Origin of the sequence: Desulfopila aestuarii DSM 18488 (assembly GCF_900143695.1) — a bacterium.
GTDB lineage: Bacteria > Desulfobacterota > Desulfobulbia > Desulfobulbales > Desulfocapsaceae > Desulfopila > Desulfopila aestuarii.
Genome location: NZ_FRFE01000004.1, coordinates 1 through 23,280 on the forward strand (window position 1 = coordinate 1; position 23,280 = coordinate 23,280).

Sequence of the window (23,280 nt, forward strand, 5' to 3'; positions counted from 1 at the left end):
TGGCGTTTTATGATTTCCCTGCCGCCCATTGGCAACATATTCGTACATCAAACCCTATCGAGTCAACGTTTGCCACTGTACGACTTCGGACAGCAAAAACAAGGGGATGTGTCGCAAGACATACTATCTTGTCGATGGTTTACAAACTCGGCCAGAGCGCCCAGAAGAAATGGCGTCGGCTAAGGGGATTCAAGCTACTTGCTGAGGTCATTCGAGGGGTGAGATTCAAGGATGGCGAGAGGGTTGAACCAGTAAAAGAAGGTGAGCTGACCAGGGTGGTCAATATCTAAGAATGATTCTTCAAACACCAGATTTGACTATAACTCATGTTTAAACGGATTACGGGTTATATCGTTCGACTGCTATTATTTTTCCTGTATCTCGGCACCGGCAGTGCGATAGCTCAGGAGATACCATATCAGGCGAAAGTGAGTTTGGCGTACGATATCCGCTTTTGTTAATGTCATATTGCCTCCTGTAAAGTCCTTTCAAGATAAAAATCAAACCATTGCAGCACATACCAAAATAAATAATCACTTATGTAACTCTCACATGATTGATTATCAATGCTTAAATTGATTATTTTATCAAGGAGGCCAAATAGGATTTTATGAGTATTTGCAGATAACTATCTGACAAAGCCATCACAGAAAGAAATTCTAGAGATTGAGTGGGACGGACATTGCTTCACACGGTCGTCTCCTCAATCATCGAATGACGATTTAAAAGAGGCCGGATGATCCAAACCTCACGATATTATTCTATATAATTGTTTACATTTCTCCTTTAAATTGCTTGTGTGATACGGGCCTAATAACCTTCTTAATACAATCATTTGATTTACCGAGCTTTTTGAGAAAAATAAAAAGATCTGAAAAATAGTCAATCTGTGTATTTACTTGTTTGTAGAATACATTACTACTTTACCATTGGTAAAAATCTACCTCGTGGGGGGGGGAAGATGCTGCCATGTAACAGGTATGCAAGGAGAAATTATGAGTTTTAGAAAGTGCAGTTCATTGTCAGCGTTGCTGATACTAGGGTTGACGATCTGTGGGACCGCTAGTGCGAATCTCATAACCAATGGGAGCTTTGAATCACCGGAGATCGGTGAGGACGAAAGCGAAAATGCGCACATCATCTATAGCGGAGGTAATAGTTGGACAGTTTTCAGCTATATAAATGGGTGGTCCTCTATAGCCCTCGAGTCAAATGGTGGTATTGAAATTCAGGAAAATGGTACGGTATCTGGGGTTTTCGCACAGGATGGTGATCAGTATGTTGAGTTGGACTCACATCCAGCACCAGGTGATGCTCGTATGCAGCAAAAGGTTAATTTAGATATCGGCACCTATGTCCTCGATTTTTATTACCGTTCAAGAACCAGCAACCATTACGGAACAAATGGTATTTCATGGGGTTATGAAGATATCACCACCTCAACAAGCTTCGACCTGGGTAGTGTAAATTACAAGAGCGATTGGACCCTTTTCAGTTCAACTTTCAGTATCGCTTCAGCTGGTGATTACAATATCTGGTTTGAATCATCTTTTGACAGTAACACTGTTGGGGGATTTATCGACAACGTTAGCTTGACCCCTATTCCCGAGCCTGCAACTTTATTGCTTTTTGGCGCCGGTATTTCCGGTATTGCAACTTTTTTTAGGCGTAAAAAATAAATTTCGTCTGTATTGTTTTTTAAAGGACCGTCTTCTTACCTAGAGGCGGTCCTTTTTTATGCTCGGCGTGTGACGATCACAGCTTATTCGCTGCTATCCATTTGGGAGTCTGTGCAAAGTGGTACATGTAAATATGCTCAGGTGATGATTTTGTTATACGGTACTTGCAAGCATCACTGTAACATGTCAGCTATTTACTTTACGGATTAATACTGGGTTATAGAACTTAGCAAAAATTCTTGTCCATTGAATTGTGATCGTCATTTGTAGCAGTTGGGATGACCGTTCTTTATTCGTTCAATGGCACATTACATTTTTTTGCTCTGACAATCTGTAAGATTGTGTAATTTTCTTGAAAAAAATTGTTCAGTTAAGCTACGTTGTTTGCCGGAGAGGTAGTATTTTTGCCATCTTCGGCCCGTTTTCTTTTCATCCATTCTTTAAACATGGGAAAAGCATCCTCAAGCGATGCTCTAAACCATTCTCTTCGGTAAGGTTCCTTTACCACTACTTCTGAAAGCCATTGATTTACATCCTCAAGAATAGGGAAATTGTAAGCTTTTTCAGTGCCCAAATCTGAGAGACGTTTAGGCCCTTCACCTGTAAGAATCCATTCTGTTAACAATCCAAAAGTCTTTGCCACTGGATAAGCCCAACCGACGGGAAACAAATTATCTTGTTTTCGTATAGACACATTTTGCTGCGTAACGCCTACCAATGCGCCCAAATCTTTAAGATATTTGACATCCGTTTCTTGGATGATCCTCTCCCAAACCTCTTTGAAGTCTGCATAAACGTAAGGATTATTGTTTTTTTGTGTTGACATGTAAGTATAGTTGTGTTAACTGATGGCTATGTACAATATTATTTGTGTGGAACAGTTTTCTTTAACCAAATTTCAGTATAACCCCATTCTACAACAAAACTCGACACTTTATCAAAGCAGCCCAAACGGCACCTGACACAAAATGAGACCCTAAATGACCAAACGAAGAGCCCCAAAAATCCACATAGCCCAATTCATCGTCATGGGTACCGACAACCTGTTGACCGCTAACAAGGCAATTCAGAAGCTCTTGAACTCCGATCGCTGCCAATTGCAAGAAGCCCGCTATCGGATCGACGGCAAAACCATCACCATCAAACCACGAACCGTTAAAAACCTTGCCTGAGGAAACGACCATGGGCGTCCAAATCGAACTATTTCAACCAGTTTTGCAGTTGATCGACATTTCAACAGAGATTGGCGGTATTGCCAGAGGCAACGGTCAATACACAGCCGGTTTGATGAGAAGGATTCAAGAGACAGGCAAAAACATCGAGGATCTGACAGTCGGTGAACTGCTCAAGCTCAACCAGGAGCACAAGAAATGGTTCAACGGACTGTACCTATAAACGGTCAACAACCACAACCAACCACGGAGAAAACGACCATGGCCCAGACAGAAAACGTAAATCCGATCAAATTCAGAAAAAGCTGCCTCGAAATCAGCATTCATGGCGTGATCAAGGCAATCGAGCAGATCCGGTCAGAGCGCGGCGACTTTTACGCCAACACAGTGATTATTCCGGCAGAGGGTCTTCTGCACAAGCCGACGCAACTGGTGGTCTACTCCCATCGGCCGCTCGGTGAGGAAGAAAGCGTTGTTGATACCACCATTACCGTCCGTCCTTCGTTTCGGAACAATAACGGTAAATGGTTTTTTAACTGCAGCCTCTGGAAGGAAAAGGCTGCCCACTGAGGCTGAGGATATCGATTCGGCAACCGGAGTCCGGGAGCCACAGCCCGTTGGGGCTGGGCTTCCGGCTCCGGTCCCGGTGAGTACCTCAACCCAACTGAAAGGAACCAGATATGGAATGGACACCATTGATTCAGGCCAGCTGGTTTGAAGGAATCCGGACCGATCTCTTGACCACCGTCGGCGGGATCGTGAGCTGCATGCTGATCGTCGTCGCCCTGGGGATACTCTACAAGGTATTCCACTAACCCCTAATCCTTAACTGGAGGAACACACATGGATGCATTGTTTACCGCCGTGGATGTAACCGGACTGAGCACCAACATCACCACGCTGATGACTGCCTTCATCGTCATCGGTCTGCTGTTCGTTGCCCGCCGTTACATCGGTCGCACCATCAAGGCACCGGTCTAATTGGCCAGCAACCCGCAACCAGGGGAAGGTTAACCGCCTTCCCCTGAACCCTTTGGAGCAAACGAATAAATGTTCACCATCGACATGATCTTCGACCAGATGTTCCCCATGCTCTCAGAGATCTCCTGGGATCTGGGAACAGTGCTTACCGGCATGGTCTTTCTCTGGCTGATTGCCGAGGCAGCAACACTGCTCTGGGAAATGATCGATGGACGGCTCCAAGGTCACGTTGCCCGACGTAATGCAGATACCTATTTGAGCCGGGCGGAAGAAGCGCGTAGAGCACGGGACACCAATGCAGCCGGTTCTGCCGCCTGGATGCAACAGGACATGGTCTATAAGAGATTCCTAAGAAAATCAGCTGATTCATCAGTGAAAGGGTGGAGGTAATACGATGTGTGAAGATTGCCCATGCAAAACAGAAGAACCCGAATCTTACGACCCATGGGACTATCGACATAATGAAGATGGCGAACCGATATTCTACCGGGACTATGACCGGGAACATAGTCAAACGCCTTCTGATTACGAGGACTATTAATCATGCCTGGTCTCTTTGATTACGACAACAGCAACGGTGTCTACGATGTTGAGACCAGGGCCGACCATGAATGCCGCGAAAATGAGTACTTGCAAGAGCAACGCCGCCTCAGGTTTGAGAACGCCACGCCTGAGGAACGGGAAGATCCTTTCTTTGACGTACCTTATTAAGCCATGACTCTGAATCTGACCTTATTCGGTGCCGGTATCGGCTTGGTGATGATCGGCTGGATTTCTGGCCTGGTGGTCAGCTATCTGTTCTCGATCAATATCGGGATCAGCCAGATCCCGCGGAGGAACTGACATGGAACTGCGTGTAGCTTTACTGATGATCGTCATTCCGGTTGCAGTCATTTTCTACACCACCATCTACCCGCTGCTGCAAAAGCTATGACGAGCGAAGCATTGACTGCAATTACCCAGATACTCATCACCATTGCTTCAGGGAGTTTCTACCTGTTGCTGATGCTGCCACGACAGAAACGCTTATGACACCCGAAGAGCTCAGCCTGATATTGACCAATATCGTTGTCCAGCTTGCCGACATCATGTCGTTTGGCCTCGGCGGCCTGGTGGGTATAGCCTTTGTCATCACCGCAAACAAAAGGTGGCTGTAATGATCAACCTGCCAGAAGGCTTTGACGCCGCCCAACTCTTTGCTGACTTCTTTTCTCTTGCCGCACCATTCGTCGGTATTGCCTTTCTCATTGCCTGCGGCTTTCTGATCGTTAATTACCTCGGTAGCGTGGACTTTCACTGATGAAGATTCCTACGCCATCATTTTTCAGAATCCGCCTGACCATCTTGAGCATCGGGTTTGTTGTACTGTGCTTTGTGGTGGGAATGGTAAAGGATGTGTTTGGGGCATATCCGGGTGAATGCACCGTTGAAATAGTGACTACTAGGAATTGTGTTATCGAACCAAATGCATCTCATTATGCATCTGATTTTATCGTTGACCTTGTGAGCGGCTCATATTCGCAACCTAGTGTTGGGGTCATTCAGCCATATGGCTATTGTTATCAAATCCAATGGCAATTGTGGTACAGGGAAGCAGGTCAATGGAAAAATAAAACTCAAGGCGGCCCAGCAGGTTTCACGACGCCTGAAGTCGTGAATTATATGAATAAGCTGCCTATGCAGTTACCTTCAGACTGACCTGTCTGCATTGATGAAACTGCAGCGCTTACAGCTCAATGTGGTGGTGCTGAAAATGATGCGTGGCGATGGACTGACAAGGAGAATTGTAAAGGTGAATGCATACCTCCATGTGAAGAATATTATGCCGCAATGCATGATGAGTGTACCAAATCTGGAGGTACGCTCAATTTAAGCAACTATGATACTGAAACATGCACCGGAATTAAATGTGAATATCCTAAATGCACAGGCCCTGGTGAAGAAACATTAGCAGAAGCCAGAAAGCGCTGTTTCGTGCAGGAACAATCTTTGAACTATTATGATGCTGAAAACTGTATCGGCGTCTGCAAGTGCTCAAGCGGAGAATATCAGACTCAACGAGCCAATTGCGGTGAAGGAGGAATAGCCTATTTTTCTGAAGTAACCTGTACCGCGGTATGCAAAGGGTGCAGTGAAGTATTTAAAAAAGCCGATCAGGATTGCAAAGAATCCGGCGGCACGCTTATGAATTTCAATTGCACAGAAGATCAGACTACTGGCGCAATTCTCATTAAACCTTCCTGGGATTGTGAAGGTGCTCCCCAATTCTTATATCCACCAGAAACCGACCCTGCTATTCCGCCTGAAACGATTCCCCAAGCTCCCAATGAGTTGGAGCCAGAACCTGTTCCTAATGCCCCAAGCCCATCCGATCCAGCTGCAAACCCCTGGGACGAATCAATTAAAAAGGAATTGGAAAATCAAACTAACCAGCTGAACAATTCCTTAAAAGATCAAGCAAATCAGACATCTTTGCTCAAGTGGATTGGTAACAGCCTCGGTATCGTTAATAACAATATTGCCAAACTGTTGAACCAGAAGAAGCAAAACCAATCATCAGACTCAAAAGAACTTACCAAACTGCGTGGAGAAGTAAACGATCTCGTAGATGAGGTGAGTGATATGAGTGAAGGAAATTATCACGCTCCACCAGGTACACCTGACTATACAGTTCCAGAACATGACTTTGGCATACGAACCACTCAATTTTTCAATGAGATGAAATCAACGGGACTATTTTCTATCCCCAATCAACTCAAGGATTCCATCCCAGGTGGCGGATCTTCGATCCTGACTATTCAATCCGGTACCACTTTCGGCGGTGAGCATACCATCGATTTCAACTGGCTCTCTGCAGGACTGACCACCTTAAAATATCTCTTTCAGATTGCTGGTATGGCGTTGGCAATTCGGATTGTTACGTTGAAGAGGTGATTCTATGCAATGGCTCAAGGATTTCGTCAACGGTTTCTTCGGCTATCTCATGGCTGGCTTTCTCTGGCTGGTGGAAGCGATCGGCCAGGTTATCAGCTATCTGGCCTACACCATTTATGATGGTCTGCTCACTGTTCTCTATGCATTTGCCAATGCTGTGGATTTCTCTGCTGTCATGTTCAATATGAGCGCTCAGTATGCAGGGCTTCCTACTCAGCTGATCTGGTTGATCAATGCCGTCAATATCCCGCAATCTGTCACCTATGTTGTGACCGGTATCATCATCCGGATGATCCTGAACATCTTGCCGGCAGCCGTGACGAGGATCTGATCATGATCATTGGTTATGTCGGCACACCCGGGAGTGGGAAAACATACGAGGCGGTGAAGTGCATCCTCGATAACCTCAAACGCGGCAAAGTTGTCTTTACCAATATCGACGGCCTGGAGAAAGATACCTGCCGGGAGATGATCAAGAACGTCTGCGGACTCTCAGATCTGGCGATCACCCGCCAGCTGAAGATCTTCGAACCGGATCAGCTGGAAGACTTCTGGAACCACGTTGAACCGCAATCAATTATCGTCCTCGATGAGGTGCAGAAGATCTTTTCCAGCAGGGAATGGCAATCAGAGAAGAACAAGCTCTTCGGCTTTTGGGCCTCTACCCACCGTCACCATGGCTTTGAAGTCATCCTTATCACCCAGAATCCGGAACGAATCGATTCAGCCGTCCGAGCTTTGTTTGAGTGGACCTATCTTTTTCGGAAGGTCAACTTCTTCGGCGGCGCAGTTCAGAAGAAATACATCTGCTACGCCTATGCCGGCGACGATACCCACGGCAGTCCCTTAACCAAACGGATCGAGACCTATAACCCGCTGGTCTTTCGTTGCTATAAATCGTACGTCAACGATGATATCCAGGAGAAGGACATCAGAAAGCATGTCAATGTCCTGAAGCATCCCATCTTCTTTATCATCCCGGTTGTGCTCTGTTTCACCCTCTACATGCTGTTTGGCAAATCATCTCTCGCTACCGGTGACATCTTCGGCACCAAAAAGGTGATGGCGTCTTTTGATAAGAAAACTGCCCAGAAAAAGGAAATGAAGGTTGCGCCGAACCCGGCCCGCTATTCGGACTCGATCATCATCAAGGAGCAGAAAAACGGCGTTCGAAAATTCTCAAACAGGATCTGATTATGAAAACGGAAAATCCCAACCATGATATCGTTATCGCCATCGTATCACTTATCAATATCCTGCTTTTTCTCTGCTATGTGGAGACAGGACATGCCGAGCTCTCTTCAGAACAGCAGGCCCGGAACAATACGGAAAACTACGTGAGTGTCGAGTTCAACCAGGCTCCGCTTGAGGATCTGCTGTTCTTCGTTGCCGAAATGACAGGGCAGGCCTTTGTCTTGAATGCGAAAGAGGTAACGCTCTCCTGGGTGCAGAAAGATATATACAAAGACGATCTTGTCACGGAGTTTATCAATGTTGTCATCGCTTCTGGATTAACTACCCTACGATCAGGTTCAAGCGAACAGGTCATTATTATCACAGACAACACGAATGCAGCCGCCAACGTCCAATCAATCACCAAACTCGACGGCGGCAAGAAGCTCTATCTCTCGGAGATCACCGACGACACCGGTCGTTACATTGTTTTTCTTGGCATCATCTACAAAGCCAACGAGTTCCCATTCCCGATCATCGAATCCCCACTTGGCCCGATGGCCATCGTTCCCCAGGACGTCTTCCAGGCCGACCAGCACTATAAATCCCAGATCGCTCAACTAACAATATCGAACCAACTAGATTCTCTCCCATCACATGACCGAGAAGATTCTGTTCAATAAAAAAGCATCAAAAAATTAGGTTGTTTGCAACTCCGCCCCAATAAAAATCGAGTGAAAAAATGACTGACAAATCTCTACAAGCTGAAAACAACAACCCCATTAAACCTTCAAAACCGGCTGAACATAATTTCACTCGGTTTTTAATGGGTACCGACGCGCCGAGTATTTGCCCTCGAAGAACAGACTATCGTTCGCGAGGTATTGAAAAAAGCCCTGACCAACATTTCGGGGTTCATGATGCCTTAGTGAAAATCGTACTGAATTGCCTTGCGCATCTCAATCGTGCGGCTAACACCCCACAGCCGTTTTCAGGTTACTGGATTGATCCGAAACTCTATCTGCCGGATATGGATATCACCGTAATGCTGTTTGATCCGGTGCTCCAGGAAATGTATCTCGGCTCCCTCTATGTGGACGATGAAGATAATGAGATCTGGGTGGATCAATACGGGATGAAGCTGGATAGGATTGCGATGTGGGCTGAGCTGCCATATCCCCAAAATCAAATGGCCCTATCGTAAGATGGAGCCTCGGGGGAACAAGGGCATCTCGATAGGGCCAGTCGATAATTGGTGTCCAACCAATACTATTTCCCTATAGGAAAATAATGGCAAAAAATAACCTTAACAAACAAGGAAGTAAAGTGAAAAGTGAAATACCTATTCCCCAAGACCGATTAACAAGGGGGGTTCAAATCTCCAAAGGTCTTGATCGCCTCAAAATTGGCCTCTACGTACAATTTAATTTTGAGTTGTTGTTTGATGTCCTGGGAGACCGAAAAGCTGAAGCGCAAGAAGAACGCCAAACAATCCCGATCCGCCTCGGCGCGGATGAAAATTATGACTACAACTGTCACGGTTCTGGCCGTAAGGGTGGTTATAACTTTCATATCTCCAGGGGGGATGTGAATATCTTTGTCTCGACCAGGAAAGACTGGATGAAAACCCCAAACATCCTGATTGATATCGGCTCCGCTTCGTGCTGGGCTCCAGGTTACAAAACCGTTCTTGAATATGTGACCAAGCTGCTCAGGATCTACGGCGGTAAGGTGGTCAGGAATAGCGTTTCTGAGGTGCATTTCTGCGTCGACTTCATCGGCCTACCTATTGAAGAGCTTGACTTGGGAGATCACAACAAATGGATCACCAGGGCTAACAAGTTCAACAGCTTTCAGGATCGAGCGAAGTTCTCCGGTATTCAGCTCATGCAGGATGAAGGTGATCTGGGCTTTTCTATTGAAACAGGAATCCGCCTTGGCCTCGGTGACATCTGTCTGCGGGTCTATGACAAGGTTTATGAGATTAAACGGAACAACTCTAAGCAATCACTCTTTGCCTCCGTTTGGGGCAAGGAAGGATACAACGATTGTCCAGTTACCCGTGTCGAGTTTCAGCTACGAAAGAACGTATTGAAACAGTTCCGCTGTATCTCCCTTGAGGATCTGTATCGTAAGGCCTCCGGTCTCTGGGCCTATTGCACCTATAAATGGTCGAGGTTCTGCGAAGAACCATTTGACCGTGAAAACCGGCATCAGGACCGCGCAAGAATCCATCCATGGTGGAAACAGGTTCAAGCCGTCAAATGGGGCGGGCTACAGACGGTGATCCGGAAGAAACTACTTGCTCAGAAAGATAAGAAAATGCTGCGCGACATGATGGGCGGCTGCGCTCTTAATATTGCCGCTATCCGTATGGTGAATTCACAGAATACTGAAGAGATTATCGCTGTTATGACTGCAGAAATCGAAGAGTGGGCAAGAGCCCTTGATAAGCAGAAGAACCAACGAACTGGCCGGTCAGAACTGCAGGAAAAGATGGAAACAAAAATCAATGAAGTCTGGCCGTATGGCCCAGGGGAAGTGCACGGCCCTACTGCTCGTGATACCGGATTTGGGCTTCATGCCCAGTGTAAGGAATTCCACATTAATGAATTCAATTAGAATTCGATCCTAACCCATCATGATTACGATCATATGAAATTGAACTCTTCCATACAAACATGTATCCTTCGAACAAATGGAGGTGTTTGCATGAAAGGGCGAATTTATACGACACAAAAGTGTTTTGTTTGTCAGGGGGCATTGAATTATGTTGAGGGTAGGGGACACCTATCTTGTGTTACCCATCCTGATCATCAGTGGAAGGGAGCGTGCGTTGTTCGTTTTGGTCGTAATCACACCAAGCGTTTCAAAAGTGTTCTTGAAGCGGAACGACACTTGATCTACCTTCGAGTACAAACAGATCTTGGAAAATTCGATCCACGTGAGTGGGCGAAAGATCAGCCGTTATCCTTTCTGGCATTACGACTGAAATTCATAGAATATAAGAAATCGACAAACATTACTTTGAAGCAGGTGAAAGATATCGAAAGAGTTCTGATCAGGGCTGGGCAAACATGGGACCGGATGCAGATCCGTGATATTGCTGAAGCAGAGATCGAAGATTTTTTATTTCAGGACCATGGGGTTTCTTCAAAAACGATAGCCAACTGGAAAACGGCGCTGCATAATTTTTTTGCTTGGGTTGTCAGGCGTGAGAAGAAAAAATCAAACCTGCAAATGCCTTCTTTTCCCGTGACATCCTTTAAGATGAAAATGAAAGCTGTTGTTTCCATAGAAGATCAGCAAAAAATCATTACCGAGGTTAAGAAAATCTCTTGGAACCATAATCCTCGGATCTGGCTTGCTATCAAACTATTGGCGCTTTATCCAAGAGTTCGACCTGGTGAACTGATCAATGTCAAAGAAGGACATATAAACCTGGTCGATCTGTATATAGTATTTCCACAGCCGAAAGAGCGGGAACCAAAATACATTCATCTCCTTAAAGAAGTTGCTGAAGAGATACGAGAATCGCAAAGACTATACCCAGCTATGCCCACAATGTATTTTTTCAGACACCTGAAAAGAAGAAACGGTCTTAAGGTAGGAACTCAATTTGGCCCGGTGTATCTAAATAAATGGTGGAAACAGGCTTGTGTAAATCTTGGCTTTTCGGATGTCACCTTGTATCCGGGTACCAAGCACTCAACGGTTACCGCTTTAGGAAAAATTATGAGCCCAGAACAAATACAGCATAACGTTACCGGACATGCCTCTGAAGCCTTTAAAAGATACTTTTTGCCTGATTACCAGGAGAAAATTTTGGCAACGAAGCAGATTTCCGATATGCAAAAAAAGATAGCGAGTGACAATGTGTTTAAAATTACAGTTAAAAAAAACAAATAACTATTCAGATACTGTAGGCCTCAAACGTCACATCAAGCATATCTCCATTGTCATCACTAAGCCACTCATGGAGAATGTTCTTTTCGTCTATATATTTAATGAATTCTTCTGTTGATTGAAAATCATATATCAATAGGCAAATAGTATGCAAATTACAGCTGTCAATGTCAGTGATTTTAAATCCGGCCACGTCCCCATTCGCGTGAATACCAATAGCCTTGAAGTTGATATTCCCACGACTATTAGTTGAAATATTGACATCAAATTCAGTGTCACCAAAAGATGTGGAAGGGCAATCAACGCGAAATCCGCCTTCACTGATATCAATAGTCTGAACCTGAATTACAGTGCCTTCTGTGGTGGATAGTGTTCCATGGGCTATGACAGGTATTCTGATATGTATTCGTTTGTGATTTACCATTTATTTTGTCGCACCAAAAGTTCCCCCTTGGAAAGGGGCTACGTACTCCAGCTATACGTAGAATCATCTTATAGAAACAGAATAATTGTTAAGCGGTAAAAGAGGGTTCTGGGCTACAGGTGCTTAACAGTAAGTCGGCACCCTCCCGCAAAATGAAGCTAGTCTTTATGAATCAGCGGGATCGCCAGTTTCATAAATTCAAGAGGTAGAATCCGAGCTCCTTCTCTTCAAGGGCCAAGTCAAGAAATTCACAACCAAGGATGTTCTCGTTGGCGAATATGACTTTAACCTGTTTATCAATAACTACTACTTTTTTGCCATCAAGTTTGAACCTGACACGAAGAATTGAGCCTATCAACACTTCAGTTAAAAACTCCAGCTTCATTTTGAATCCACCCATGGAAAGATCCAGAATTTTTACCGGTGCCCATGTGACAATTTCGGCATTGGGATTAGTGTATTGACCGAACAGATTTACTGGTCTTCTGTAATATTTTCTAAAGTTTAACTTTACAATGAACTTCTTCCCACATGAACATTTGATTGTGATTTCATGTTTAACGTTCTTGAATCTTGCAAGGGAGACTTCTTTTACCTTCGCACAGTGAACACACTTAATAGCAGCCAAATTGCTCGGCGGAATATGAACAGTAGTAGATATCATGAGGACAATTCCATGACAATGGTAGGCAATCGTAAATAATGAAACAATAAAAAGAGAAATTATCGTTTACGAGATTGACTCCCACATGCCTTGAAACCAAAACGAAGCTCGCAGTTGAGAGAATTACGTATGACGAAAAATATCAATAAATTACACAATAACAGCGTGATAGCATGTTGAGCCTATGGCTGTATAGGTAAATATACCCAGTAAGCAGATACTTACTAGGTATATTTACCTATTTAATTCCCAAGTGCATAATAATCAATAGCCAATTTGACTATTTGACAGTCAGTTCAATTGAAAAATAGCATGTGTTTACGATTTGTTATAGGGATACTAGATTAGAGGTTCAATGACTAGCCAAATTGCAGGTGGTTTCAAACGTTAAAATTTTCCTGCTATCGATGTTGGTATAGAACAGAGAAGTGTCGGGCGTTGATCAAGCGACTGAAGATTGTATGTAATGAGATATGTAGGTCATCCCTACTTACAAGCGAATAGTCGGATATTTTGAGGTTATTCAATTGAAATGACTGCTTTTGAATAGCATATTTGATGACGGGAGTATTGGCGTTCGGTGACAATCTTGCCACCACTATCCATTACATCAAAGCCACGACTTTTTCATGAGAGCAACGAGTAACAATGGCACTCAAAGTGAGACCACAAGACGATAGTCAGATGTTCAACCTCATGAGCTATGGATGATTAGCTGATTAGGAAACTTCCTGTGATGCTGGGAGCTGGTTAGCTTGAATTTTAGGCAGGGTCAGAGCTGCAAAATTGTTTTATACCAGACAATACAGGTGCTCTATACTTCCATGTCTACCACCAGCCTGAAAAAACAAAAAGCCCGGATACATTTAATGCATCCGGGCTTTGTCGTTTCTGAACAACATCTGAACAACATCAACAGCTATCTTGCTCAGTGTAAGCAAATGTTATTTCAGCGAAAAAATGGGGTGGATGATGGGACTCGAACCCACGGCCTCTTGGGCCACAACCAAGTGCTCTAACCAACTGAGCTACATCCACCACCTGTATTTCGCTGCGAAAGTCGGGGTCTTTATACTCGTTCCCCCCCCTTATTGCAACAAGATTTTTGCTGCCTTGTCATTTCACTCATCCTTCTGACCAACCGAAATATAAAAGAAGTTGATACGTTGGCCAGATAGCAATTTCACAATCTGTTTGTTGAGAGAAATGGCATCGACAGGAAAAACATCAAATCCAATAACAATGGTCTACAGATCTGTTTTGCAGTGCATGCATTTATTTGCCTGAGATTTGATGATCTCGCAGCAAAAGGGACATTCTTTGGAAAAATTATTCTGTAACAGCTGGGAGATCACCATGTTCACTTCCTGTTCAATAGAAGAATCCTTGAATGAGTGGTTGCGAATAGGATCGATACACTTCAGGTTATTCAACTGTAGCAGTAGCTGAATTGCCTTTTTCCTCTGGACCTTATCGGCCCCTTCGTCAAGAATGAGAGTCATCACCGGGCCAAGGTCATTATTTTCCAGGCAAGAGTCAAGGGCCTTGGTAGCCTCAATTTCTTTTTGATAGCGTACATTTTGTTTTTTCAGAGCTTCTGGGTCGACGATACTCCCCTTAAAAGCCATTTCATTGCCAACCATCATCAAATTGCTTTCTTTGCTGCCTGGCAGTTCCATATACCTATACGATGCAGAATGACCGTATTGCTGTTCGATCCTATCCCAGCCCTTAACAAAGAGGGGACAGTCGTCGTTTAAGCAGATAAAGAGAACGTCCGAGCCCCAGCCCAGTCCATCACCGACGTGGAACTGCGGCGCATCGCAGCATTCCATTTTTTTCTGGCAGTGCGGGCAGGTGTGCACTTCCTCTAAAAAGCTGTAGTCTTTGCTGAACATGCTGAATACTCCTGTTGAATAAAGATATTATAAACCGATACGGTTGTGTTTCACTTGTCGCGTCTTTGTCAGCTGGCAGCGGATCCTTTTTGTGGAAATGCTACAAATCTATTTTTAGTCCCCCGTCACTCAGCACATTATCCACAGCTTTTGCCTGCTTCATCCTGCTTTGAAGAAACTGGGGTGTCATGAATTGACGGTTTTCTTCCATCATGTCGGAAATTTCTTGAATTTTTCCTTCTTCAGCCAGTTTTACAATTTCCAGAAGATTCTTGGCAAAGCTCTGCACAATCTTGCGACCGTCACCTTTGGTTGCCATAATCTCCGCATAGGTACGGGGATTCTGATTATGAACCCTGGCCATGGCAAGGATGCCGTAAATGGAGGTGAGAGTAGAGTGGCTACTGATATCTTCGCAGTCGATATTGTGCTGGGACAGGGTCTTTGCCAGTGCCACGGAGATGGTGGTTGGCAGCTTTTGACCTACACCCATTAACAGGTCGTGTTTTCTTGGGCTGTCCTGGTAGATATCGGCTCCATGCTTGTACATAAACGCTTCAAATTCGCTGCAAAAGCTGCCGCTACGAGGAGTGCGAACGATTATTGCGTTTTTGTCCTTCATGGAAATAGCCTGGGGGCCCCAGAGATTGTGGACAAACATAATCTCTACAGCCGGATCGGTTGTGTCCATTGCGGTCTGGAGGGTATTTTCCGATTCTCCTGCGAGAATGATAAGGGCCTGGCCACCCCGTAACATTTTGCCATACTGGGCAATGGTGGCGGCAGTGACGGAGATCGGTACACAGATCATCACTACATCGACCTTATCAATCATGTCTTCTGGCCGTAATTCGGTTGACCTGCCGGTAATATAGGTTTCGTAACCCTCGTTTTGCAGTCGATCGGCAAACCAGGTAGACATGGCGCCGGAACCAATAAAGCCGAAGGACTTGATTTTTTTAACCCGCATGTCGACCCGTGGAAACGAGCCAAGCACCTTTAGCGAATCACTTTCCTGTATGACCACCCGCTCAAGTCGTTCGACCGCCTCCCGCATGGAACGATTGGCAATGTGACCTTCAACCTCGATATAGATCCGTAATTTCTGCGTTTTGATATCGTTTTCTGATTGAAGATCGAGAATATTGATACCGCGACGGGTGAATTCTCCCAAGATATCTGCAAGCATGCCGACCCGGTCCCTGAGAGGGCGGGTGATCATAGCGGTAGCGTCATAGCCAGTTGAAGGGGCAAGGTTTTTGCCGATAACGGCAAAGCGTGTACGGTTGTGAGAGACGACCTCACGTTCTATCAGCTCAAAGCCGAACTCTTTAACAAGCTCTTCTGACTCGATTACAGCATAATTACCACGCTTTTCGCTTTTGATTTCCTGAAAAGCACTCTCAATATCCTGGACTGCCATCAGGGTGGCCTCCGGGAAATGACCATCGATATACTCATCGCACTGGCGAAACACCGAGCCACGACCAACTATATATTGGAGAGGTTGGTGAGAGCCTTCCGAAATAGGCAAGCGGGCGAGTGAGAGATGGATAGGCAGGACAACATTATCGATCCAATACCCCTCCTCAAGTTGTGAGACCAGTCGGAAATACTCTTTCACCTCACCTTCACGCGTGTTATAGACAGGGATAATTGCGTAATCAGCACTGTTGCTACTGAAGGCGTCGACAATCTCAGAGATGCGATTAAAGAGAAGTACAGTGGCCTCCGGTGCATATTGCAAAGCCGCGTGAAATCCATCGGAGCCTTTGGGGCCAAGTGTCGCGATACGAACCATTTCTTCCTGTGATACGTAAAAAATCAAAAACTACTGTTATGCCGATAAAAACCTCAGAATGTGGTCGTCGACGTTCCCTGTTTGTTACCCTGAATCGAACAGCAAGCGCTCACATTATCCACTCTCCCCTGTTAGCGCAAGAAAATATGGATTTTTTGCTGATAGAGCCCAATACCACGAGATATACTCTCAATGTTTTTTGGTTGCAGAAATATGATAATGAAATCCAAACTGCACAAATCAGTAGAACCCGCGTTTATTTTCACCTTGGACTATAGAAATGAGTGAGTCGAAGGGAGTGCACGAATACCTTTTAGCGCTTATCCAATCAAGAAAGTTTGGTCCTCAGGTTATCGCGCGTAAGGTTCTGCCGGCCAAGGAATCTATGAAGGCAGATGTGACACCCTCTCTGACAGTCCAATTACGCGATCATCTGAAAAAACAGGGTATTGATAAACTTTACTCGCACCAACAGCACGCTCTCGAATTAATAAAAGCTGGTCATGATATTGTTGCAGCCACACCAACAGCCTCTGGCAAGAGCATGATTTACAACCTGCCGGTGATGGATATGCTGCTATCTGCCAATCCAGGGAACAGCCTCTATATTTTTCCGCTCAAAGCGCTGGCTCAGGACCAGTTACGGGTCTTCAATTCCTTCACATATCTCCTGCCACAGTCCCGCAAGGTCTATGGAGCCATTTTCGATGGCGACACCTCGCCTTACACCAGGCGTCGCATTCGGGAGGAATCCGTACCGGTCCTGATGACCAACCCGGAGATGTTACACCTCTCGCTCCTGCCGTATCACGGAAACTGGGTCCATTTTTTTAAAGATCTGAGGTTTGTCGTTATCGATGAAGTGCACACCTATCGCGGTGTGCTGGGTGGGCATATGGCCTGGATACTGAGACGACTGCAACGGATCTGCTCCTATTACGGATCGAACCCGCAGTTTATCTTGCTCTCTGCTACCATTGGCAACCCTGGGGAGCTTGCAGAGAAACTCACCGGCAGAAAGGTTACGGTAATCAGTGAGAATGGCGCCCCAAGTGCTGAGAAGCATGTGGTTCTTTTGAACCCATGGGACAGCGCTGCCTACACTGCCAGCCAGTTACTGGAGGCTTCGATAAAGAGAGGTTTGCGTACCATTGTCTATACCCAGTCGCGGAAGATGACGGAGTTAATCAACCTCTGGACCCGGCCCAAACTTGGTGACAAAGAAAATATGCTCAGCTCTTACCGGGCAGGCTTTCTACCAGAAGAGCGTCGTGAGATAGAGGCAAGGCTCACCAGCGGTGAACTGCTGGGCGTCATATCCACTTCCGCACTTGAGCTTGGCATAGACATCGGCGATCTTGATGTCTGCATCCTGGTTGGATATCCAGGATCAATCATGGCCACCTGGCAACGAGGGGGCAGGGTGGGGCGCAACATGCGTGAGTCGGCCATCATTCTCATTGGCCAGGAAGATGCTCTAGATCAATATTTCATGCGGCAACCGGAAGATTTTTTTGCTCGCAAGGTGGAATCTGCACCTTTAAATCCTTTCAACACGGCGATTATGGAGCAACATCTCCATTGCGGCTGTGCGGAACTTGTTCTCCGAAAAGGAGAACCGCTGCTTGAAAGCGACGAAATAGCTACGGCACTCAAGAGCCTCACTGACAAGGCGGTATTGCTCCAGTCCGCCGACGGAGCCACCTGGTTTTCCAGTAGGAAATATCCACAACGACATGTGAGTCTGCGTGGCGGAGGTACTCAACTTTCTATTATCAACAGCGAATCCGGTGAGATAATCGGCGAAGTGGATAGCTCCCGGGCAATGAAAGAGTGTCACCCAGGAGCGCTCTATCTCCATCGAGCAAGGACCTGGGTAGTGGCGAGCTTAGACTTTGAGGCTCGAGAAGTAGTAGTGAGCGAGCAGAGTCCTTCGTGGTTTACCAGGCCGATGTCAAACAAGAATACGACTATCCTCGGTTGCGAAAAGCAGACCATGAGTTTTCGGGGAAGAGTATCGTTTGGCCCCTTGCGAGTGACGGAACACGTGACCGGCTACCAGAAAAGAAATAACTCCAGCCAAAAGCTGATCGCCACCTATCCGCTTGACCTACCGGAACAGACCATCGAAACTGTTGGATTGTGGCTTGACATTCCGGCCGTGATAAAAGAGACGATGGAGGAGGAAAAGTATCATTTCATGGGTGCGATCCATGCCGTAGAGCATGCTATGATTGCGCTTTTCCCTCTGTTGATACTGTGCGACAGAAATGACATTGGCGGCATTTCCTGTCCGTTGCATGACGAGACCGAAGAGGCAACCATATTTGTCTATGATGGCCACGCCGGTGGGATTGGCTTGTGCGAAGAGGCATTTGGGCGAATAGACGAGCTACTCACCGAAACATCTCGGCTCGTTTCCTCCTGTAGTTGTGAAAACGGTTGTCCCTCCTGTGTGCACTCACCCAAATGCGGATCCGGCAATCGACCTATCGACAAGATAGCTTGCTTGCGATTACTTGAATTATTACTTGAAACCCCATCAGGTGAAGTTGCTGAATTTACTCATACTGAACCTGTAACTCTTGATAAAAACCTAGCAATTGATGTTGTCAGCACACAGGATACATCCACAAAGGTACAGCCTGACGGGCTTTCGGTACTACCTGAGCGCTATGGGGTATTCGATCTGGAGACCATTCGGTCTGCAGATGAAGTGGGTGGCTGGAATAGGGCTGAGAAAATGGGGATATCGGTTGCAGTAGTCTACGATTCAGCCCTAGATGGATGCGTCACCTACCTTGAGCATGAAATCTCCGGATTGATTCAACATTTGCAGAAGCTGGAACTGATTATCGGTTTCAATAATAAGCGCTTTGACAACCAGGTGTTATCGGGCTATACGAATATAAACCTGAACAAATTGCCGACGCTGGATTTACTGGAACAGGTCAGTGACCATCTTGGATACAGGCTGAGCCTTGATCGCCTGGCCGAGCACACTCTAGGGGAGAAAAAAACGGCAGATGGCCTGCAGGCACTGGCCTGGTACAAAGAGGGCAGAATCGATCTGATTCAAAAGTATTGCAGAAAGGACGTTGAGATCACTCGGGATATTCTACACTTTGCTCTGGAAAACGGATATCTACTTTTTCAGAACAAGGCCGGGAAAGTAGTGCGCTTACCCTTGAATCTTGAAAAACCAATACGCCGGATTCTGAAGAAGTAAATCGTATGCAGAATCCGGCGTCTGTATTTTGAGTGGGCAGGAAGCTATCAGGGCCAGAGGAGTGGCTTATAGATCCAACCAATGGTACCGCTACTGTGTTTAAGCTTGACCCATTTGCCATTTTCTTCAAGCTTGGTCATGATGACCCCGCGCTCCACATCGGCAACAACAGCGCTGTTGGTATTCGGCTCAGCCCGCATATTAACACTTTTTGAGGCGTTGATAATGACAGTATTGTTTTTGCCAACAAGCGATTGATGTATCCAACCAGTGTCGCCTTCAAAGTCGCTGATCTGCAGCCACTCCCCATCTTTTTTCAAGACTTTCAAAGGATATCCCGCGAACAACTCCATGTATACCTGACTCTGAGTGTTGGGGGCTGTACGGACGTTAACATTATCCTTGGTAACACTTACATATTCCTCAGCCATTGCCGGGGTAGCGAGAAGAAGACAGGTAGCACTGAGAGCAAGAAGAGAACGTGCTCCGGATCGTAGAATATTCTGAACATGCATGATATTTCGCTTCGTATATTGATGTTATTTTCAAGTGTATGCCTGTTAAAAACCAGACTATTCTATAGCAGACATGGCCTGTGAAGTCAAATGGCTTGTCCGTCGAATTCAAAAAGCAGTCACGGTATATGGCGGCCTTCCCGCAGCTTGGTACTCATGAAAAACTGAGCTCACCGCGACCAGAGTCCATCACGGCGTGTGCACCCACGGGAAGCGTAATATTTTCTTGACAATGTCCGCTTGGGAAGTTGCCCCAGACAGGAATACCACTCCCCGCTGTGAGTTCTAGAACTCGTTGCCAAACATATTCAGTGTAACGCATCTTCTCCAATGTATCCTGATCGCTGCTCAAGGTGAAGTCTCCAAGGATAATGCCTGCTGCCTGAGAAAACTTGCCAGCGAGGGCTAATTGGGTGAGCATTCTGTCGATACGATAGAGCGGCTCACCGATGTCCTCAAGAAGCACTATGCAGTTTTGCCAGTCGAAATCGTAAGGAGTTCCGAGAAAGGTCATGATGCTGCAGAGATTGCCGCCGAACAGACGACCTTCAGTGTTTTGCTCGCCGCGTAAAACTTCCAATTTTGCAGGAGCGACAGAGCGTTGCCAGTTGCCGGTGAGACAGTTATAGAGCCTCTCGAGTGACTCGTTGGAAGAATCACTAAGCGAGGTGACTACCGGGCCGTGAAAACTGATCATGTTGACCTGAAGCGCTGCTTGGTTCAGAAGAAGGGTGATATCGGAAAAACCTACTAAGGCTTTGGGAGCTTGACGGAGCAGTGGGAAGTTGAGATGCCCGAGGGTTCTCAGGCATCCGTAACCTCCTCGGGCTGCCATGACACCTTTAATTTCGGTATCGGCAAATATTTCGTGGAATTCACGGGCCCTCATTTTGTCGGAATCAGCAAGATAGCCGGTTCCTGGCCACATTTCTCTAGGGAACCTGGGCTCAAAGCCCATTTCGGCCAAAATGGCAATCCCACGCTGAAAACGCTGCAGATCGCTTATCTGGCCAGCTGGTGCAACTATGCCTATAACATCACCACGCTCCAGAGGTGGGGGGGCGATTGCTTGAACTCTCATATATTATGTTTTGCGTAGAATATGTGTCGCAACCCTTCCAGGGTGAGGAGGGGATCGATATGGTCGATTGTCGTGGAATATGGTGCAACAATGGTAGCCATTCCGCCGGTGGCGATGACTGTCATCTGCGGATCTTCGGGAGTCGTTAACTCAGTTTTAATTTTTGCTATCATGCCGTCAAGCATGGCACCATATCCGTAAAGTATGCCGGCCTTCATTGCCTCAACAGTGGATTTGCCTATTACATGGTCCGGACCATCTGAGACATCGATATGTGGCAGTTTGGCCGTTTTGGTGGATAAGGCCTCAAGAGAAATGGCCACGCCCGGCACAATCGCTCCTCCGAGATATTCGCAACGCGATGTCACACAATCAAAGGTGATTGCTGTCCCGAAATCTACGACCACCAAGTGGGTTCGAAATTTTCGGTATGCGGCAATGGCATTAACCAAACGGTCTGCACCGACTTCACCAGGATTGGGTAATTTTATGGTGATCATTTCGTTAACGTTGGCGTTTGAAACCACCAGCAGCGGCTCATCAAGATGCTGGAAAAACTTCGTTTTACAGCAGGTAGCCCAGGCAGATTCGAGGGTAGGTACTACACTGGCAAGCACAACACCCTTAATCTTTCCTGTATCGATTCCTTCCATACCAAAAAGTGTATGGTAGCTGATTGCCAGTTCATCTGCGGTCTGCTTACGATCGGACTTCAACCGCCATTTCCCCACCAGTTGTTCCCCGTCGTAAAGGCCTGTCACGGTGTGTGAATTACCGACATCTATGACAAATAACATTAACGTCCTCCATGGACAAAATAGTATGCGCAGTATCAGGAAAAAGAAGCCGCCAAGCACGTGTAAAATAATCAGTTCAGCGCAACGTGATGCTGAAAAACGTATTTCTTGCAAAGGTCTTAAAAAACTATTCGATGACTTCTCAATTTTCCACTTGTGTTGAATTTTTTGTGAAATCCCTGCTAGAATATTCGAAGGTTACGAAAAAGAAAAGAGCGATGACGTGCCCCAGGTGTTACATGTCTTTTGGTTCTCGATGGCAGGTCGTCAAGTTGCGTCAGTAAAAAATTATAGAAGATGAACACAATGGAAGAACCAATTCTTATAAGCACCACGTTTGAACGCCAAGAGCACGCGGAAGAGCTAGCCAATTCATTGTTAAAGAGACGACTTGTCGCCTGCGCCCAGATCCAGGGTCCGATCAAAAGTATGTACTGGTGGAAGGACAGTATCGCCGAGTCGGTGGAATTTGTCCTCACCGTAAAAACTTTTGGTGAATTGTATTCCGAGGTCGAGGCAACCGTTCTGGCTGAACATCCCTATGATGTACCTGAGATTATTGCCGAGCCTATCGTTCACGTGAGTGCAGGTTATCTTGCCTGGATGCAGGGAGAAATACGGGGATGAGCGAAAATGAACCGAAGAAAGGATATCGCCGTCGACGGCTTGGTGAATATCGCTGCCACTGCTGTAAGGAGAAAAAAGAGTTCTGTTGGAGTTGCCCTTGCGGTTTCCAGATCTGCAAAGAGTGTTTCGAGGAAAATAAGTGGGGTATCAGTAACGGTCCTACCTGGATCTGTCCTGACTGTGAGCGCATCCGCATGATGTGAGGCGCACGGCTCGAGCGTCAATCCCACTGTTGATTTTTGAAAAATGACAAGAGAACCATGTCATATCAAGTATATGTCAGGGTTTCTCTTGTCAACCGATCATGCGTCTTGTCAGACTCACGATCGTAATTGCTGCCCCTCCTTCTGGCTGTTGCCAATTGATCCCAAATACAATAGTATGTCCGTAATCTATTTC

At 46.0% G+C, this 23,280-nt stretch carries 31 protein-coding genes and 1 tRNA gene; 23 read left to right on the plus strand and 9 right to left on the minus strand.

Going from position 1 to position 23,280, the window contains the following annotated elements; genetic code table 11:
- Positions 1-290 (plus strand): transposase (locus BUF15_RS05045; RefSeq protein WP_200802330.1); only part of this gene is annotated, 290 nt, incomplete at its 5' end.
- Between the two features lie 705 nt (positions 291-995).
- Positions 996-1,679 (plus strand): PEP-CTERM sorting domain-containing protein, encoded by a 684-nt coding sequence (locus BUF15_RS05050; protein ID WP_073612376.1) that lies wholly within the window; start codon positions 996-998, stop codon positions 1,677-1,679.
- Between the two features lie 370 nt (positions 1,680-2,049).
- Here the strand turns inward: BUF15_RS05050 and BUF15_RS05055 are convergent, their stop codons facing one another.
- Positions 2,050-2,505: a helix-turn-helix domain-containing protein gene (locus BUF15_RS05055; protein ID WP_073612377.1), complete on the minus strand. Its 456-nt coding sequence runs from the start codon at positions 2,503-2,505 to the stop codon at positions 2,050-2,052.
- A gap of 154 nt (positions 2,506-2,659) precedes the next feature.
- Between BUF15_RS05055 and BUF15_RS05060 the strand changes: the two genes are divergently transcribed.
- From BUF15_RS05060 to BUF15_RS05115, 18 genes are all read left to right on the plus strand, one after another.
- Positions 2,660-2,851 (plus strand): hypothetical protein, encoded by a 192-nt coding sequence (locus BUF15_RS05060; RefSeq protein ID WP_073612378.1) that lies wholly within the window; start codon positions 2,660-2,662, stop codon positions 2,849-2,851.
- 10 nt (positions 2,852-2,861) lie between these two features.
- The gene (locus BUF15_RS05065; protein WP_073612379.1) at positions 2,862-3,074 is read left to right on the plus strand and encodes a hypothetical protein; all 213 of its coding nucleotides are present in this window, start codon (positions 2,862-2,864) and stop codon (positions 3,072-3,074) included.
- A gap of 38 nt (positions 3,075-3,112) precedes the next feature.
- Entirely contained in the window at positions 3,113-3,421 is a 309-nt protein-coding gene (locus BUF15_RS05070; protein ID WP_073612380.1) for a hypothetical protein, read from the plus strand.
- 110 nt (positions 3,422-3,531) lie between these two features.
- Entirely contained in the window at positions 3,532-3,666 is a 135-nt protein-coding gene (locus tag BUF15_RS28025; protein ID WP_268753160.1) for a hypothetical protein, read from the plus strand.
- Positions 3,667-3,694: 28 nt separating this feature from the next.
- Positions 3,695-3,832, plus strand: coding sequence for a hypothetical protein (locus BUF15_RS27020; RefSeq protein ID WP_159441223.1), 138 nt, complete (start codon positions 3,695-3,697; stop codon positions 3,830-3,832).
- A gap of 69 nt (positions 3,833-3,901) precedes the next feature.
- On the plus strand, positions 3,902-4,222 hold the full coding sequence (locus BUF15_RS05075; protein ID WP_073612381.1) for a hypothetical protein: 321 nt from the start codon (positions 3,902-3,904) through the stop codon (positions 4,220-4,222).
- Between the two features lie 4 nt (positions 4,223-4,226).
- Positions 4,227-4,373 (plus strand): hypothetical protein, encoded by a 147-nt coding sequence (locus BUF15_RS27025; protein ID WP_159441224.1) that lies wholly within the window; start codon positions 4,227-4,229, stop codon positions 4,371-4,373.
- Between the two features lie 2 nt (positions 4,374-4,375).
- On the plus strand, positions 4,376-4,543 hold the full coding sequence (locus BUF15_RS27030; RefSeq protein ID WP_159441225.1) for a hypothetical protein: 168 nt from the start codon (positions 4,376-4,378) through the stop codon (positions 4,541-4,543).
- A gap of 317 nt (positions 4,544-4,860) precedes the next feature.
- Entirely contained in the window at positions 4,861-4,989 is a 129-nt protein-coding gene (locus tag BUF15_RS28030) for a hypothetical protein (RefSeq protein WP_268753161.1), read from the plus strand.
- Entirely contained in the window at positions 4,989-5,132 is a 144-nt protein-coding gene (locus BUF15_RS27035; protein WP_159441226.1) for a hypothetical protein, read from the plus strand. Before BUF15_RS28030 ends, BUF15_RS27035 begins: the two co-directional genes overlap by 1 nt.
- The gene (locus BUF15_RS05080; protein ID WP_073612382.1) at positions 5,132-5,530 is read left to right on the plus strand and encodes a hypothetical protein; all 399 of its coding nucleotides are present in this window, start codon (positions 5,132-5,134) and stop codon (positions 5,528-5,530) included. The genes BUF15_RS27035 and BUF15_RS05080 overlap by 1 nt, the downstream gene beginning before the upstream one ends.
- A 291-nt stretch (positions 5,531-5,821) precedes the next feature.
- Positions 5,822-6,766, plus strand: a complete 945-nt coding sequence (locus BUF15_RS05085; RefSeq protein ID WP_073612383.1) for a hypothetical protein — start codon at positions 5,822-5,824, stop codon at positions 6,764-6,766.
- Positions 6,767-6,770: 4 nt separating this feature from the next.
- Positions 6,771-7,097 (plus strand): hypothetical protein, encoded by a 327-nt coding sequence (locus tag BUF15_RS05090; protein ID WP_073612384.1) that lies wholly within the window; start codon positions 6,771-6,773, stop codon positions 7,095-7,097.
- Positions 7,098-7,099: 2 nt separating this feature from the next.
- Positions 7,100-7,960: a zonular occludens toxin domain-containing protein gene (locus BUF15_RS05095; protein ID WP_073612385.1), complete on the plus strand. Its 861-nt coding sequence runs from the start codon at positions 7,100-7,102 to the stop codon at positions 7,958-7,960.
- Between the two features lie 2 nt (positions 7,961-7,962).
- Complete coding sequence (locus BUF15_RS05100) at positions 7,963-8,622, plus strand: hypothetical protein (RefSeq protein ID WP_073612386.1); 660 nt, start codon at positions 7,963-7,965, stop codon at positions 8,620-8,622.
- 59 nt (positions 8,623-8,681) lie between these two features.
- Positions 8,682-9,143 (plus strand): hypothetical protein, encoded by a 462-nt coding sequence (locus tag BUF15_RS05105; protein ID WP_073612387.1) that lies wholly within the window; start codon positions 8,682-8,684, stop codon positions 9,141-9,143.
- Between the two features lie 122 nt (positions 9,144-9,265).
- The gene (locus tag BUF15_RS05110; RefSeq protein WP_143170639.1) at positions 9,266-10,561 is read left to right on the plus strand and encodes a hypothetical protein; all 1,296 of its coding nucleotides are present in this window, start codon (positions 9,266-9,268) and stop codon (positions 10,559-10,561) included.
- A 90-nt stretch (positions 10,562-10,651) separates the two neighbouring features.
- The gene (locus BUF15_RS05115) at positions 10,652-11,848 is read left to right on the plus strand and encodes a tyrosine-type recombinase/integrase (protein ID WP_073612389.1); all 1,197 of its coding nucleotides are present in this window, start codon (positions 10,652-10,654) and stop codon (positions 11,846-11,848) included.
- Between the two features lie 4 nt (positions 11,849-11,852).
- Here BUF15_RS05115 and BUF15_RS05120 read toward each other — a convergent pair whose 3' ends face one another.
- From BUF15_RS05120 to BUF15_RS05140, 5 genes are all read right to left on the minus strand, one after another.
- Positions 11,853-12,269 carry a PilZ domain-containing protein gene (locus BUF15_RS05120; protein WP_073612390.1) on the minus strand — a complete coding sequence of 139 codons (417 nt, stop codon included), beginning with the start codon at positions 12,267-12,269 and terminating at the stop codon, positions 11,853-11,855.
- A gap of 190 nt (positions 12,270-12,459) precedes the next feature.
- On the minus strand, positions 12,460-12,933 hold the full coding sequence (locus BUF15_RS05125; protein ID WP_073612391.1) for a PilZ domain-containing protein: 474 nt from the start codon (positions 12,931-12,933) through the stop codon (positions 12,460-12,462).
- 961 nt (positions 12,934-13,894) lie between these two features.
- Positions 13,895-13,971, minus strand: a tRNA-His gene (locus tag BUF15_RS05130).
- A gap of 209 nt (positions 13,972-14,180) precedes the next feature.
- A complete protein-coding gene (locus BUF15_RS05135; RefSeq protein WP_073612392.1) occupies positions 14,181-14,831 on the minus strand; it encodes a zinc ribbon domain-containing protein in 651 nt (216 codons plus the stop codon).
- A 100-nt stretch (positions 14,832-14,931) separates the two neighbouring features.
- Positions 14,932-16,632 carry a prephenate dehydratase domain-containing protein gene (locus tag BUF15_RS05140; RefSeq protein ID WP_073612393.1) on the minus strand — a complete coding sequence of 567 codons (1,701 nt, stop codon included), beginning with the start codon at positions 16,630-16,632 and terminating at the stop codon, positions 14,932-14,934.
- A gap of 280 nt (positions 16,633-16,912) precedes the next feature.
- On the opposite strand from BUF15_RS05140, the gene BUF15_RS05145 reads away from it, so the two are divergent.
- A complete protein-coding gene (locus BUF15_RS05145; RefSeq protein ID WP_073612394.1) occupies positions 16,913-19,861 on the plus strand; it encodes a DEAD/DEAH box helicase in 2,949 nt (982 codons plus the stop codon).
- A 47-nt stretch (positions 19,862-19,908) separates the two neighbouring features.
- On the opposite strand, the gene BUF15_RS05150 is transcribed toward BUF15_RS05145, so the two are convergent.
- From BUF15_RS05150 to BUF15_RS05160, 3 genes are all read right to left on the minus strand, one after another.
- A complete protein-coding gene (locus tag BUF15_RS05150; RefSeq protein WP_073612395.1) occupies positions 19,909-20,376 on the minus strand; it encodes an SH3 domain-containing protein in 468 nt (155 codons plus the stop codon).
- Between the two features lie 154 nt (positions 20,377-20,530).
- On the minus strand, positions 20,531-21,457 hold the full coding sequence (locus tag BUF15_RS05155; RefSeq protein ID WP_073612396.1) for a S66 peptidase family protein: 927 nt from the start codon (positions 21,455-21,457) through the stop codon (positions 20,531-20,533).
- On the minus strand, positions 21,454-22,254 hold the full coding sequence (locus BUF15_RS05160) for a type III pantothenate kinase (protein WP_073612397.1): 801 nt from the start codon (positions 22,252-22,254) through the stop codon (positions 21,454-21,456). Before BUF15_RS05160 ends, BUF15_RS05155 begins: the two co-directional genes overlap by 4 nt.
- A gap of 306 nt (positions 22,255-22,560) precedes the next feature.
- On the opposite strand from BUF15_RS05160, the gene cutA reads away from it, so the two are divergent.
- Both cutA and BUF15_RS05170 read left to right on the plus strand, forming a co-directional pair.
- Positions 22,561-22,881, plus strand: a complete 321-nt coding sequence (gene cutA / locus BUF15_RS05165; protein WP_159441227.1) for a divalent-cation tolerance protein CutA — start codon at positions 22,561-22,563, stop codon at positions 22,879-22,881.
- Positions 22,878-23,084 (plus strand): hypothetical protein, encoded by a 207-nt coding sequence (locus BUF15_RS05170; protein WP_073612399.1) that lies wholly within the window; start codon positions 22,878-22,880, stop codon positions 23,082-23,084. Before cutA ends, BUF15_RS05170 begins: the two co-directional genes overlap by 4 nt.
- The last annotated feature ends 196 nt before the right edge of the window (positions 23,085-23,280 follow it).